The 13,384-nt window shown below is 71.4% G+C and carries 12 protein-coding genes; 1 reads left to right on the top strand and 11 read right to left on the bottom strand.

The window, feature by feature from the left end:
• Nucleotides 1-46: 46 nt before the first annotated feature.
• The 3 genes from OG496_RS50590 to OG496_RS50580 form a co-directional block, all read right to left on the bottom strand.
• A complete protein-coding gene (locus OG496_RS50590; protein ID WP_405975770.1) occupies nucleotides 47-1,075 on the bottom strand; it encodes a LacI family DNA-binding transcriptional regulator in 1,029 nt (342 codons plus the stop codon).
• Between the two features lie 343 nt (nucleotides 1,076-1,418).
• Entirely contained in the window at nucleotides 1,419-2,261 is an 843-nt protein-coding gene (locus tag OG496_RS50585; protein ID WP_405976865.1) for a dienelactone hydrolase family protein, read from the bottom strand.
• Between the two features lie 49 nt (nucleotides 2,262-2,310).
• Nucleotides 2,311-2,973 carry a Tat pathway signal sequence domain protein gene (locus tag OG496_RS50580; protein WP_405975769.1) on the bottom strand — a complete coding sequence of 221 codons (663 nt, stop codon included), beginning with the start codon at nucleotides 2,971-2,973 and terminating at the stop codon, nucleotides 2,311-2,313.
• A 302-nt stretch (nucleotides 2,974-3,275) separates the two neighbouring features.
• On the opposite strand from OG496_RS50580, the gene OG496_RS50575 reads away from it, so the two are divergent.
• A complete protein-coding gene (locus OG496_RS50575; protein ID WP_405975768.1) occupies nucleotides 3,276-4,022 on the top strand; it encodes a TetR/AcrR family transcriptional regulator in 747 nt (248 codons plus the stop codon).
• Nucleotides 4,023-4,043: 21 nt separating this feature from the next.
• Here the strand turns inward: OG496_RS50575 and OG496_RS50570 are convergent, their stop codons facing one another.
• From OG496_RS50570 to OG496_RS50535, 8 genes are all read right to left on the bottom strand, one after another.
• Entirely contained in the window at nucleotides 4,044-4,820 is a 777-nt protein-coding gene (locus OG496_RS50570) for an endo alpha-1,4 polygalactosaminidase (RefSeq protein ID WP_405975767.1), read from the bottom strand.
• Nucleotides 4,817-5,479: a spherulation-specific family 4 protein gene (locus OG496_RS50565; protein ID WP_405975766.1), complete on the bottom strand. Its 663-nt coding sequence runs from the start codon at nucleotides 5,477-5,479 to the stop codon at nucleotides 4,817-4,819. The genes OG496_RS50570 and OG496_RS50565 overlap by 4 nt, the downstream gene beginning before the upstream one ends.
• A complete protein-coding gene (locus OG496_RS50560; protein ID WP_405975765.1) occupies nucleotides 5,476-6,375 on the bottom strand; it encodes an NAD-dependent epimerase/dehydratase family protein in 900 nt (299 codons plus the stop codon). Before OG496_RS50560 ends, OG496_RS50565 begins: the two co-directional genes overlap by 4 nt.
• 7 nt (nucleotides 6,376-6,382) lie before the next feature.
• The gene (locus tag OG496_RS50555) at nucleotides 6,383-7,096 is read right to left on the bottom strand and encodes an NDP-sugar synthase (protein ID WP_405975764.1); all 714 of its coding nucleotides are present in this window, start codon (nucleotides 7,094-7,096) and stop codon (nucleotides 6,383-6,385) included.
• 44 nt (nucleotides 7,097-7,140) lie between these two features.
• A complete protein-coding gene (locus tag OG496_RS50550; protein ID WP_405975763.1) occupies nucleotides 7,141-8,142 on the bottom strand; it encodes a GDP-mannose 4,6-dehydratase in 1,002 nt (333 codons plus the stop codon).
• 64 nt (nucleotides 8,143-8,206) lie between these two features.
• Nucleotides 8,207-9,625, bottom strand: coding sequence for a hypothetical protein (locus OG496_RS50545; protein ID WP_405975762.1), 1,419 nt, complete (start codon nucleotides 9,623-9,625; stop codon nucleotides 8,207-8,209).
• Nucleotides 9,622-11,124, bottom strand: a complete 1,503-nt coding sequence (pelF, locus tag OG496_RS50540) for a GT4 family glycosyltransferase PelF (RefSeq protein WP_405975761.1) — start codon at nucleotides 11,122-11,124, stop codon at nucleotides 9,622-9,624. The genes OG496_RS50545 and pelF overlap by 4 nt, the downstream gene beginning before the upstream one ends.
• Before the next feature lie 89 nt (nucleotides 11,125-11,213).
• Entirely contained in the window at nucleotides 11,214-13,343 is a 2,130-nt protein-coding gene (locus tag OG496_RS50535; protein ID WP_405975760.1) for a hypothetical protein, read from the bottom strand.
• Between the last annotated feature and the right edge of the window lie 41 nt (nucleotides 13,344-13,384).

Raw genomic sequence — 13,384 nt, 5'->3', positions numbered from 1 at the left:
ACGGCGGTGCCCGTGATCCGTGGTGAGGTGGTGGTGCGGGGCTAGGTCAGCGGGCCTCGGTGGACGACGGCGTGCCGGGCCCGGTGCTCGCGCGCAGCGAGATGGGCGGGGTCAGCAGGTGGTGGCGGGGCGGTGCGTCGGGGTGGTCGAGCCGCTCGACGAGGAGGTCGACGGCGTGTCGGCCCATCTCCTCCGCCGGCACGTCCGCCGCCGTGAGCTGCGGGGTCACCGTCTCCGCCCACCGGCCCGCCACGACGCCGGTGACGGAGAAGTCGCGCGGTACATGACGGCCGGACTGGGACAGCCCGCGGTACAGACCGCCGAGCGCGGCCTCGTTGAGGGTGACCAGGGCCGTGGTGGCCGGGTCGTCGTGCAGGATCTGTTCCAGGCAGGCCTGGCCGGACGCGGCGTCGTCCCCGCAGCAGTACGTCCGGACGGTGAGCCCGCGTTCGGCCGCGGCCTTGGTGAAGCCGTCGAGCCCTCGGTGGGCGGACTCGTATCCGGCCCGCAGCAACTGTTCGGGACGGTTGACGAAGGCGACCCTGCGGTGGCCGAGGTCCGCGAGGTGATGGACACACGCCGCCGCCAGCGCGGTGTGGTCAAGGCCGACCCACCAGGTGCCCTCGGGACGGGCGGTCCGGCCGATGGCGACGGAGGGGAAGTCGAGGGCGGCCAGGTGATCGACCCGGTCGTCCTCCAGTCTGATCTCCATCAGGATCGCGCCGTCGACCCGCCGCTCCCCCAGCATCCGCTGGAACGAACGGTCGCTGTCGACACCGCTGGGAGACAGCAGTACGTCGTAGTCCTGGGCGGCGGCCGCCTCCACCACACTGCCGATGAAGTCGAGTTGCATACCGGTGTAGTGATTGCCGGCCGGCGGGAAGACCAGGCCGATGGTGTTGGTCCGGCCGTTGGCCAGTGCGCGGGCGCTGGCGTTGGGCCGGTAGCCCAGCTCGTCGATGACGCGCTGGATCTTCCGGCGGGTGTCCTCCGACACCGGGCGCTTGCCGCTCAGCGCGACGGACACGGTGCTCCGCGAGACACCGGCCCGGCGGGCGATCTCACCGATGTTCACGGGCACTCCTTGGCTGGGTCGAACCGGTTCGATGACTCCGAGACTCGGAACCAGTTGTCGAACCGGTTCGCGTGAAGTGAAGGTAGGAACAACCCCAGCCGCTGTCAACACCTCGCGCGACACTTCTCGTAACACCCCTGGAATCCAAGGGGAACCCCAGAGGGAGCTGCGGAGGGAGCCGCCGCAACTGCCTCCGTCGGAGGTATTGCCGGTGGATTTCCGCGCTGCTAGGTTCCGTCGAACCGGTTCGACCGGACGGAGGCCAGCGAGTGACCCGCACACAGAACGCGGCAGGCACGGGCGGCCGTCAGGGCCCGTGCCTGCCGCGCTTCCTGGAGGGGGGCTACATCGGGCAGGTGTTCTGGAAGGCGACGGTGTTGGGGTCGTTCGGGGTCGGGCACAGGAACTGGTCGTAGCGGGTGTCGTTGTCGACGAAGCGCTTGAGCCAGCTGATGCTGTATTTGGCGATCGTGTTGTTGGCGCTGGCGAAGGTGAAGTGTTCGGCGTTCCTGAGTTCGATGAACGCCTTGTCGCGGTCGTTGGTCAGGGCGTTGTAGGCGGGCAGGGTGAAGGTGGAGACGGGGGCGATGTTGTCGTTGTCGGCGCCGTAGATCATGGTGGGCACCGTGATCTGGTCACCTACGTTGACGATGTCCCAGGGCGCCAGCGCGATGGCCGCCTTGAGCGACGGTGTGCTCGCCGCGCTCTCCAGCGTGCCGCCGCCGCCCATCGACCAGCCCATCACGGCCGTCCGGGTGGGGTCGATCTCGTTCTTCACCGCGCTCTTGGTCGTCAAGTAGCTGAGCGCGGCGAGTTGTTGGTTGCTGCGGTCGGTCGGGAAGTCCCACAACGCGTTGCTGTCGAGGGTCATCACCACGAAGCCCTGCGAGGCCAGCCGGGGTCCGTACCAGGCGATCTCCGCCTGCGGCGCGACGAAGCCCGGCATGATGACGACGGCGCCGAAGGTGCCCTGGCTGGTGTCGGTGGGGAAATAGACGGTGCCGGTGTTGAAGCCCGGGCCGCTGCCGGACGGCACATTGACCTGGGCGACGGTGAACGGGCCGGTCTCGGCGGTGACGCTCGCCTCGGTCGGGGCCGGGCCGCGCTGGTAGGGGTTGCCGGCGGCCGCCTGGGCGGGGGCGATGAGGGCGAGGGCGATCGAGGTGACGATCGCGAGGATCGCCATGAGCGCTCGGGGGCGGAGCAGTTTCACGGAACTCCTCTCGGACGAGCTGTCAGTTGGTGTAGACGGCGGGGACACCGCTGACGCTGCTGTCGGCCACGGGGGCGTAGGTGGCCGAGAAGTAGCCGTTGCCCGCACACAGCAGGGAGCCGGAGACCTTGGTGAACGCCTGGTTGGTGAAGGTCAGGCTGGTGGAGCTGTTGGAGCTCACCGCGGAGAGACCGGGCGCCTGGTAGACGCAGGTGACGGAGCCCAGGAGGGTGGAGAGGACCACCGTGGTCTGGATCGTGCCGCCCGGGGCGGGGGTCACCGTGACGGTGCCGTCGGAGGAGGCGGCGGTGCTGTAGGGCAGGCCGTTGACGGTGATGCTCCGCACCGAGTTGACGCCGAAGACGTTGCTGGTGCAGCCGCTGAACGTCTGGGAGGTCGCGGACTCGGTGGCGGTGCCCGGGGCGGCGGGGTTGTCCGTCACCGTGGCGGAGAGCGTCGAACCGGTGCAGCTGATGCCGGAGCTGCCACCGCTGCTGGTGGCGAGGGTGGCCTTGGTGCCGCCGGCCAGCGAGGCGGTGAGTATGTCGCCGACGGATACGGCGGTGCCGGCGGCGCTGCCGTAGGTGAGCACCGCGCTGTCCGCCGAGGCGGCGGTGGCGGGGAGCAGGGCCAGGGCCGTCAGGGCGGCCGTGACGGCGAGGGCGGGGACGGTGTATCTGCGCATGCGGGGTCCTCTGACAAGGGAGTTGGTGACGAGGACGGGTCGCTGCCCCCGGCTCGGGGGTGAAGGCTGCGATCCGCGCAGGGCGGTTCCCGGGACAGCGGGAACTGCCGGACCGGTGCACGTCTCCGACCCGGGGTCAGGGACGCGAGGGCACTTGTTGGCGGCCTTGCGGGTGCGTGACACTGACGGCGCCGACGGCGTCCCGCCGCAGGTCCGCGCAAGAAGAAAACCTGTGAGAGTTGTAAACCTGACGGGTATTCAAGTCAATACAGTGCGCGCGAGTTCCCGAGGAAGGACGCGGAATGGCAACTGGCCCGTCGGTGCCGCCTGCGCTCGTACTGCCCGGTACCCGCATGGCCCGCGACCCGGAGCGCTCGCTGCGCCGAGGGCCCCGCCGCACCTCCCCCGAGGTGGTCGCCGCCAACCAGCGCGACCGGCTCCTCGACGGCTTCGTCCGCACGGTCGCCCAGGTCGGCTACGCCCACACCCGCGTCAGCGACATCTGCCAGGCCGCGGGCGTGACCAGGCCCGTCTTCTACGACCTCTTCAAGGGCAAGGAGGACGCCTTCCTCGCCGCCCACCGGTACGGCACGACCATGGTCATCGGCGCCATGGAGGAGGCCCACGCCAAGGCACCGGACTGGCCCGGTGCGGTCCGAGCCGGGCTCGGCGCGCTGCTCGGCATACTCGCCGACGCGCCCTCGTTCGCGGTGATGGCGATCGTGGAGATCGACGCGGTCGGGCCTGCCGGGTGGGAGGCGCGCGAGGCACTGCTGGCCCGCTTCCGGGACTTCTTCACCGACCTGCCCTCAGTGGAACTGCCCATCCCCACCGACGAGTTGGTGGACACGGTGGTCGGCGGGGTCTACTCCGCGATCTACCGGCGGATCGCCGCCGACCGGATCGCCGAGCTGCCCGCCCTGCTGCCCGGCCTGACCTTCTCGGTGCTGGCCCCCTTCCTCGGCCCGGAGCACGCGGCCGCCCGCCTCACCGAGTCGGCGCCCTCCGCCGACCCCCTCTCCACCTCCTGCCTGAATCGGGACGCCTGAGCACGTCCCGGTGTTCCCGCCTCAGCACGGCTTGCGCCACACCCCCAGCTCCAGTCTCTTCCGCATCGACGACAGCCTCAGCCTCCGGGACTCGGCGCAGAAGCGGCTCGTCGGCTCCGCGTACTCCACGTGGAAGACCGCCTTGCCGGCCGCGATGAAGGGCGACAGGCGCGCGCACTCGTCGTACTGGGCGCACTCCTCGTTGACCGCGAAGTCGAAGTCGGGCAGGAGTTGGGGGATCTGCGGGAGGTCGTTCTTCAGGCCCACGGACAGCCCGCGTTCATGCGCGATCGACGCGATCATGCGGTTGTAGCGGAGCTGGTCGCGCGCGGTGAGCGGGAAGCCGGTGTCGTTGCCGTAGCCCTCCACCAGGTCCGGCTCCACCGCGTCGAAGCCCTTGTCGCGGCACATGTCGAAGCGCCGCTCCATGATGGGCCGCAGTACGGTCAACTTGCGGATGTCCAGCCAGCGTTCGCCCGCCCAGCCGTTCTGCTCGCCGAGCAGCGAGCGGGGGAAGTCGGCCTTGTCGGGGCGGAAGTTCTCCCACGCGCCGACGTTGATGTAGCAGATGACCTTGCGGCCGTCGCGGTGCAGCCGGGCCACGTCCGCCGCCGTGTTCTCGAAGCCGTCGATGTCGTAGACGGGTACGTCCACCGACGGGTCGACCCTGCTGTCGAGCTGCCACTGCCAGGCCAGCCCGGGGTGGGGCTGCCAGCGGCTCTCCTCCGGCTCGGTGCCGGAACAGCCCGCGAGTGCCAGGGTCAGCGCCGACAGGATCACTCGTGCCGTGTACTTCATTGTTCCGTTCCGGTCAGTGCGGGCGTCAAATCGGCCCAGGGGTTGGGTAGTTCGCCGGTCACGGGGCCGCTGACCCCGGCGCCCCGCTCACGCGCGGTGCGCACCGCGAGCGGCACCAGCACCTCGGGGACGCCGTAGACGAGATGGCACAGCCGCTCGGGCGGCAGGCGCATGGCCCATGACGGGCGGGTGAACACCGAGACGTACGTCGACCAGTGGCCCTCGAAGGTGACGGTCAGGTCGGCCAGGCGGGCGTAGCCGCGCGCCGGGTACATCCCGGGGTTGAGGACCACCGTCCCCGCGCCCAGTTTGCGCAGCGTCCGCACCAGCCGCCGGCAGCGGGGCAGCGCGTGCCGTGTCGCCGTCACCCGGTCGAGGAAGCAGCCGTCGACCGCGTACCACTCCTGGTGCCGGCGCAGGTCCACCGCGACCTCGGCCTGTGCGCGCAGCCCGTAGTCGGTGTCGACGTAGCCGAGGATCCGCGCGCCTGCCCCCCTGAGCGCCCCGGCCGCCGCGGTGAACGCGGGGTCGGGCCGCTCGCCGGGCCCGTTCGCGGGGTTGAGGATCACGCCGTACGTGCGCCCGGCCGCCTGGATCAACTGGTGCCAGGCGCCCGGGTCTTCGGCGGGGTGCACATACAGCGGGACGAGCAGGCTCACGGTGATCCGTCGGCTTCCCACAGGGCGGCGAGCGCCTCGTCGAGGGTGTGGAGGGGGCGCCAGCCCAGCGCCTCCTCCGCCGCGCCGATCGCGGAACACTGCCACGACACCTCGCCCGAGCGGACCGAGCGACCGCTCCCCGCCTTCTCTTCGATACGGCCCCGGAAACCGGCCAACTCCGCCAGGCGGTGCACGAGTTCACGCACCGGGACGGCCCGGCCGGAGCCGATGTTCAGCACCGGCAACAGCGGTTGGGGCGCGGTGACCGCGAATTCGACCGCCCACGCCACATCGCGTACGTCCACGAAGTCGCGGTGCGCGGAGAGGTCACCGAGCCGCAGTACCGTGTCGGGGTCGCGGCCGGCCTGCCGTAGCAGCGCGGTCATCCGGCCCGGCAGCCCGGCGGGCGGTGCTCCGGGGCCCACGGGGTTGCCGACGCGCAGCACCACCGAGTCGAGGCCGGACGAGGTGACTACGGCTGTGCCCGCCAGCTTGGTCGCCCCGTACGGGCCGACCGGGCGGGTCGCCGCGGACTCCGTCACCGGGTTGCCCGGCTCACCCGGCCCGTACTCGGCGGCCGAGCCCAGGTGCACCAGCCGGGCCGTCGGAGCCGCGTCCCGCAGCGCGGCGCAAAGTACCGCAGGGCCACGGGTGTTGAGCTCGGCGAGGGTCACCGCGTCGCCGCCGGTCGCGCCCGCGCAGTTGACCACCGCGTCGGGTTCGACCGAGGCCAGGGTCTTGGCCAGCTCCGCCGGACGGACGGAGGCGAGGTCGACCTCGTGGTCCGCGCCGGGAGAACGGCCGGCCCGGAGGACCTGCGCACCCCGCAAGGTGCGCAGCCGTTCGGCGACATGGGCTCCGAGATAGCCGGTGGCACCCAGGACGAGAATGCGCATGGGGTGCTCAGGCCCCCTTGAGGAGATGGGACTTGCGGGACGTGAACTCGGCGTTGGCCCGGTCGTAGTCGTCGGGGCGTCCGATGTCGAGCCAGTAGCCCCCGAAGTCGTAGGCGTGCGGCTGGTTCTGATCCCGTATCAGGTCCAGGACCAGCTCGTCGAAGCCCAGCGGCAGCCCGGGCGTGTAGCCGTCCAGGGTGTCGCGCGAGACGCCGTAGACGCCCATGGAGACGCGGTAGTCGATGCTCGGTTTCTCGGTGAAGGCGGTCACCCTCGACAGGTCGGTGGTCAGCACCCCGAAGTCGATGTGCACCTTGCGGGCGTACGTGGCGATCGTCAGCGGCGCCCCCGACTCCTCGTGCGTGCGCAGCATGTCCGCGTAGTCGAGGTCGGTCAGGACGTCGCCGTTCATCACGAGGAAGGTCTCGGGCAGCTTCTCGCGCAGCGTGAGCAGCGGGCCCAGGGTGCCCAACGGGCTTTCCTCGGTGGCGTAGTCGATGTCCATGCCCCACTGGGTGCCGTCGCCGACGTAGGCGCGGATGATCTCGCCGAGGTGGCCGATGGCGATGGTGACGCGGGTGAAGCCGGCCGTGGCCAGTTGGCGCAGCACGATCTCCAGGATGGCGTGCTGGTCGCCGATGGGGACGAGCGGCTTGGGCAGCGCCGTGGTGTAGGGCCGCAGCCGGACACCCTTGCCTCCCGCCAGGATCACTGCATGCATGGGACTCCTCCTTCGTGGGGTTCGTGAGGGCGGTGCCCGGCGGTTCAGATGTTGTAGATGCCGGTCTTGTACCGGGCGAGGTTGGCCGGGGCGCGGAAGAACTCCACGGTGTGCGCGAGCCCTTCCTCCAGGGTGTGCGCGGGCTGCCAGCCGGTCGCGGCGGTGAGCCGGCTCGCGTCCGCGACCAGCCGCATCACCTCGGAGTTGGCGGGTCTGATGCGCGCGGTGTCCTCGCGCATGTCGAGCGCGGTGTCCATCACCTTGCCGATCAGCGCGACCAGGTCGCCGACCGAGATCTCCCTGCCGGTACCGGCGTTGAAGGTGCGGCCCACCACCTGTTCGGCGGGCGCGGTGCCGACGGCCAGGAACGCCTGCGCGGTGTCCTTGACGTAGGTGAAGTCCCGGGTGGGGCTCAGGTCGCCGAGGGTGATCGTCCGTTCCCCGGCGGCCACTTGGCCGATGACGGTGGGGATGACGGCCCGCATCGACTGGCGCGGCCCGAAGGTGTTGAAGGGCCTCAGCGTCACCACGGGCGTCTCGAAGCTCGCGTAGTAGCTGTCGGCCAGCCGGTCGCCGCCCGCCTTCGAAGCGGCGTACGGGGACTGGGTGTTGATGGGGTGGTCCTCGGTGATCGGTACGGTCCGGGCGGTGCCGTACGTCTCGCTGGTGGAGGTGTGCACCAGCCGGGGCGTGCCCAGCGCGCGCACGGCTTCCAGCACGTTGAGGGTGCCGGTGACGTTGGTGTCCACGTAACTGTGCGGTGCCTGGTAGGAGTACGGGATCGCGATCAGCGCAGCCAAGTGGTAGGCGGTGTCGGCGCCTTCGAGGAGACCGCGGACCGAGCCCGGGTCGCGGACGTCGCCGAGGACGATCTCCACCTGGTCGAGGACGTCCGGGTGCAGGGTCTCCAACCAGCCGTAGGAGGAGAAGGAGTTGTACTGGGCCATGGCTCGTACCCGGTGCCCGGAGGCGACCAGTGCCTCGGTGAGATGGGAGCCGATGAACCCCTCGGCTCCGGTGACGGCGGCGAGTGCTGCGGAGGTCAACTCTGTTGTCCTTCCAATGAGTTGAGGTGGGGGGTGGACGGCGGACGCGGGTGGGGTGGGCCGCCTACGCGTGGGGCGCGGGTCGGCCGAGCAGCCACAGCACGGACGCCGACAGGCACAGCGCGGCGGCGCCGCTGCACAGGGTGAGCGCGGCGGCCGGGCCGGGCTGCAGGTGGAGGAACGTCACCGCCCCGGCGCCTCCCGCCGCAGTGAGAGAGACGACCGCCGACACCCAGGCCGCCCCGAACGCCTGGAGCAACAGGGCGGTCCACAGGGCCGCCGCGAGCGACAGCAGTCCGATCGGTCCGGCACCGATGAACAGGGCCACCGGCCACAGCGGCAGCAGGTAGCCGAGCAGACAGAGAGTGAGGTTGTCGGCCGTGCGGAGCAGGAACCCCGCCGGTGTCGCGCTGGCGCGCAGCGCGGCCACCGACAGACCGCGGTAGCGGTAGAGCAGCCACTCCGCGGGTCCCATGCTGACGGTCAGCACGATCACCGCGTACGGCTCCTGGCGCGCCTCCAGCAGCACCAGCACCCCGGCCGCCAGCCCGAACAGGCCGTACGGCAGGGAGGAGAGCACGCGCGGCCGGGCCGCACCGGGCACGGCGGGCGCCACGAGGGGCTCCCTGAGCGCCCAGACGGCCGCGAAGAACGTGGCCACCACGGCCAGCGTCGGCAGCTCGGCCCTCACGAGGTCGCCCGGCTCCCACCAGGGCAGGACGGCGGCCCCGGCGATCAGCGGGGAGAGCGCGGCCAGCAGCAGCCGCTCGCGGGCCAGCACCAGCAGCACCCCGGCCGCCGCCAGATACGTCGACTGCGCCGCCGCCGCGAAGAGCAGCGGCCCGCTGTGGGCGAGCGGTGCGGCCGCCGCGGTGGCCACCAGTGCTCCGAGGGGCGCACCGGACAGGAGAGTACGGGCTCCTTCCCGCTGCCCGGTCGCCAACCGCAGGTGGGCGCGGTGCCCGAAAGCCTGGCCCCAGGCCCAGGAGATCAGCCCGGCCACGATCAGCGCGGAGGCGTGCTCCTTCGGGTTCCACAGCGGCGCGGTGAGCAGGTACGCGAGGCCCGGCAGGGCGAACAGCACCCCCCGCAGCAGACAGCGCACAGTGTCCGGACGCCACGGGTCGGCCGCCGGGGCCGGTTCCGGGAACGTCCTCGGTACCTGCTCGTACAGTGCGGCGGCGAGCGAGAACAGGCTGGGATGGCCGTACCGTTCCCTGACCATCGGCGCCGTCAGGCCCTCCGCCTCCAGGAGAGCGGCCACCTCGTACGGGTGGACGGCGGGTCCGATCCGGTCGGCGAGTGCGGCGGCGAGCCAGCTGACCGCCTCCTGGTCGGGGCCTTGCCAGGGCAGTCGGATGGTGAGCGTGGAGTCGTCGACGGCCCAGCGCGGCCGGCGGTGTGGCGGATGGATGTCCGAGAGCCGCAGCATCAGCGTGTCCTGCTGGGAACCGCCCGGTTCCAGGGACATCGGCCCGCTCATCCGGCGACCGCGACGAGGTGTTCCGCCGGGACCGGTATGCGCTCGGACTCCCTTTGCAGCGTAGGCAGTTCGCGATAGATCGCGCGGAAGGTGTCGATGGTGTGGCGCAGCGTGAACCGGTCGATCACCCGTAGCCGCGCCGCCTCGCCCATCGCCCGGCGGCGCTGCGGGTCGCCCAGCAGTTCCAGCGCCGCCGCGGCCATCGCGGCGGGGTCGCGCGGTGGCACCACGAATCCGGTGTCACCGACCGCCTCCCGCACTCCGCCCACGTCGGTGGAGACGGTCGCCCGCCCGCAGGACATGGCCTCGATCAGGGTGAACGGGAAGCCCTCGCTGATGCTCGACAGCATCACCACGTTGCCGGCCGCGTAGGCGTCCCGGATGTCGTCGACACGGCCCTCGAAGGTGACGGCGTCGGCGTGCCCGAGCGTGGCGGCCAGCGCCTCGCAGCGCTCTCGGTACGCCTCGCCGCCGCGCGGTGTGCCGCCGAACAACCGCAGCCGGGCGTAAGGGAGTTGGGCCCGCACCAACGCGAAGGCGCGGATCAGGGTCTCCAGGTCCTTGATCGGGTCGACCCGGCCGGCCCAGCTGAGGGTGAACCCCTGCGGCTCGGGTCCGGCGGGGGGAAAGGCCGTGGGGTCCACGCCGTTGTAGACCGTGCGGATCGACTCCGGTGCCGCGCCGCCCTGTTCCTCCCACACCCGGTTGTACCGGTTGCCAGGGGTGATCAGGGCGGCCCGCCGGTAGCTCTCCTGCGCCAGCAGCCGGAAGAAGCCGAGCAGGACCGCCTTCACCGGCCAACGGTAGGGCGCGATGCGGTAACCCAGATAGCGCTCGCGCAGATAGACGCCGTGCTCTGTCAGCAGCAGGGGCACACCGTGCTGGTCGAGTGCCGCGAGGCCCGGCAGGGTGGCGAGACCTCCGCTGACCGCGTGCGTGACGCCGGTGCGCGGGAGCGGTACGGCCAGCGGGCGCAGGGCGTGTTCCAGGAGGGAGGTCGCGGTGAGCGCGTCGTGCAGGCTCGGGGCGGCCTCGCGCACGGCCAGTCCCGGCCGGTTCCACACCGAGGTGAGGATCGCGATCGCCTTGTCGCCACGCAGGAAGGCGCTGAGCGTCCGGCCCGCCGCCGCCCGGGCAAGCACATAGAGGGCGCGCGGGAAGCGGGCCTCGGCGCGCGGGTCGAGCAGGGCGGTGAGGAACTCCTCGTAGGCGTCGCCCAGTTGGGCGCGGGCGCTCCACCGGGGCTCACGGCCCGCGGGCGGGTCGCCCCACATGGGCACGGACAGGACCTGCGAGACATGCGGGGGCAGCTCCCAGACGAGCGGTTCGCGTCCGGTGCCGGTGACGGCAATGACGTCGAAGTCGATCTCGGGCATGCCCTGGACGAGTTGGTCGCACCAGACGCTCACGCCGCCGTGGCTGTGCGGGTAGGTGCCTTCGGTGAGCAGGGTGACGCGTACGCCGCTGCTGGGGCGTCGCGCGTCGTAGGGAAGGTACATCGATGGGCTCCACGGCCGAGGTGTGGGGGTGTTTCCCGGCCGGTGCGCCCCCGGGTGGAGGCGGCGCACCGGCCGGTCCTGTGCGCCGTTCAGTTGGCCGCGGTGTCCGGAACCCGCTCGGTCACGGCCGCGGGGACGCGGGTGTCCGGGGCGGGCTTCGTCGCCGTGGGACTCCCGGAGGAGGTGACGGCGGCCGTGGCCGTGGCGGAGGCCGGGAGGGTGAGCGTGACCGGGAGGCCGACGGAGGTGTTCCAGCCGGAGAGCCTGCCCGCGTACGGCGTCCCGAAGGCGGCGCCGCCCAGGGTGGTCCCGATCGGCACGGAGCCGCTGACCGCCAGCCCGGACGGCGCCTGGACGGTGACCTGGTTGCCGATGCGGTAGGCGGTCACCTGGCCGGCCTGGAGGGCCTTCTGCCAGGCGGCCCTGCGCTGGAGTTCGATGCCGATGTCCTCCATCCGCAGGTTCACCACGGGGGTGTTGTCCGCGAACAGGGCGCGGTAGCCGTTGAGGACTCCGTCGAGGATCGGGTAGGCGAGGCGGTCCTCGGTGAGGTTCGACTGGTGGATGAAGTGCGGCTTGGGGTCGCCCGACAGCACGTGCCCGAGCGCGGCGCGGGTCTCCAGCGGCACGATGCGGTCGGCGTAGCCGGTGGCCGTGTTCAGCGGTGCCGGCAGGCAGGTGGTGGTCGCCGGGTTGTCCTCGCAGATGCCGCTGCCGCCCTGGGCGCGCTTGGTGTAGATCCAGTTGTACTCGTCGACCTGCTCGGCGGCGCGGCCCGCGTTGTAGAAGACGTTGACGGGATAACGCGGGACGGTGAGGGCGGGGCCGAGCTGACGCTGGGCGGGCTCACGGGAGTTGTCCGAGCCGAGCGAGGTGATGCCGTTCAGGCTGAGGGCGAGGGCCAGGTTGGGGTTGTCGACGGGCTGCTGCGGCAGCACCTTCATGCCGGAGTGCTCGCCGGTGACCAACTCCTTGGTGTTCAGCGGGAGTCCGTTGGTCTGGCCCCAGGCGCGGTTGTCGGCGATCTCGGTGGAGATGTCGGCCGTGCTGACCCACTTGGTGGTGCCGTTGACGTTGGTGTCGCACTTCCACGGCACCACGGTGATGTTCTGCACACAGCCCAGGAAGGCGTGCGTGTAGGTGTGGTTGATCCAGCGGAACTGGTTCTTCCTGGTGAGGAGCGCGTCGGCCAGCGGGTCCGCGCCGTTGTTGTCGGCGCGCTGGTCGACGGTGCCGACCGCGTTGTAGGCCAGGTCCAGGGTGAGGCCCTGCCGGGTCTCCCAGTCGGTGGCGTAGGTGACGTCCGCGGGGGTCATACGGATCGGGTCGGGGGTGGCGTTCGGGTCGGTGCAGTCGACGTCACCGGGCGTGCAGTTGAGGGTGCTGTTCCAGCGGTCGTCGGACGCGAACACGTCGTCCACATGCACGGCGAAGTAGTTGCGGGTGGCGCCGAGATGGACCCCTCCGGTCATCCACTCCACGATGCCGCGGGCCAGCAGCCGGAACTGCTGCTGGTACTGGTTGTAGACGAAGGTGACGACGAGCTCGCGCCGTCCGTCGTGCCGGTACTCCCCCACCAGCGAGCCCCGCGTCGTCTTCCCGGGGATCGGGGCGTCCACGTACGGCGTGAAGTCGGCGCCCGCCGCCGGGGTCGACAGATACGCGTAACTCTCGCCCACCGCCGGGTCGTTGTCCTCGAAGGGGACCGGGCCGTCGAGGTAGCCGAAGGGGCCCGCCCTGCCGGCGGCGGTCACCGCGGCCCGCACGCCGTCGACACCGCCGGAGTAGCCGCCCTGGGCGGCGTCCTGCAGTCCCGCCGCCGGGCGTGCGTAGGTGTACGCGTCGACCTGGGGGATCGCGTACGTCTGCTCGTAGGCCGCGAGCGCCGCCATCTCGGCCGAACCGGCCGCGAACGGGCTGTCGTTGGGCAGGACGACGGCCTGGAACCTGGCGCGCGGTACGCCGAGCACGGTGTCCGCGAGGAAGGCCGCGTTGATGGTCGGCCGGCCGGTCGCACCGAGGTCTATCTCGGTGTACGGCGTGCCGTCGGTGTCGAGTTCCGCCGTGATGGCGTCGGTCGCCGGTCCTCCGTCACTCACCACGAGAACCCGCAGGTCCACTCGGGGTGTGGGGGCGGCGTGCGCCGTACCGGCGGGGAGGCCGAGCGCGGCGACGAGCGCGCCCGCCGTCAGTACGGCAGTGCGTGTGGTCCGCTTCATGCGGTGCAGTTCCCTCTCCGGGCATGGGGGGTGAGTACGGC

This window comes from Streptomyces sp. NBC_00988, assembly GCF_045162645.1.
Lineage (GTDB): Bacteria > Actinomycetota > Actinomycetes > Streptomycetales > Streptomycetaceae > Streptomyces.
This window is presented reverse-complemented; position numbering and strand designations above follow the sequence as displayed.

What these genes read in the sequence shown, in the direction of transcription:
- OG496_RS50585 (WP_405976865.1), bottom strand. Translation starts at nt 2,261, where the DNA reads ATGGCGATCCTCGCGATCGTCACCTCGATCGCCCTCGCCCTCATCGCC.
- OG496_RS50580 (WP_405975769.1), bottom strand. Translation starts at nt 2,973, where the DNA reads ATGCGCAGATACACCGTCCCCGCCCTCGCCGTCACGGCCGCCCTGACG.
- OG496_RS50575 (WP_405975768.1), top strand. Translation starts at nt 3,276, where the DNA reads ATGGCAACTGGCCCGTCGGTGCCGCCTGCGCTCGTACTGCCCGGTACC.
- OG496_RS50570 (WP_405975767.1), bottom strand. Translation starts at nt 4,820, where the DNA reads ATGAAGTACACGGCACGAGTGATCCTGTCGGCGCTGACCCTGGCACTC.
- OG496_RS50560 (WP_405975765.1), bottom strand. Translation starts at nt 6,375, where the DNA reads ATGCGCATTCTCGTCCTGGGTGCCACCGGCTATCTCGGAGCCCATGTC.
- OG496_RS50555 (WP_405975764.1), bottom strand. Translation starts at nt 7,096, where the DNA reads ATGCATGCAGTGATCCTGGCGGGAGGCAAGGGTGTCCGGCTGCGGCCC.
- OG496_RS50545 (WP_405975762.1), bottom strand. Translation starts at nt 9,625, where the DNA reads ATGAGCGGGCCGATGTCCCTGGAACCGGGCGGTTCCCAGCAGGACACG.
- pelF (WP_405975761.1), bottom strand. Translation starts at nt 11,124, where the DNA reads ATGTACCTTCCCTACGACGCGCGACGCCCCAGCAGCGGCGTACGCGTC.
- OG496_RS50535 (WP_405975760.1), bottom strand. Translation starts at nt 13,343, where the DNA reads ATGAAGCGGACCACACGCACTGCCGTACTGACGGCGGGCGCGCTCGTC.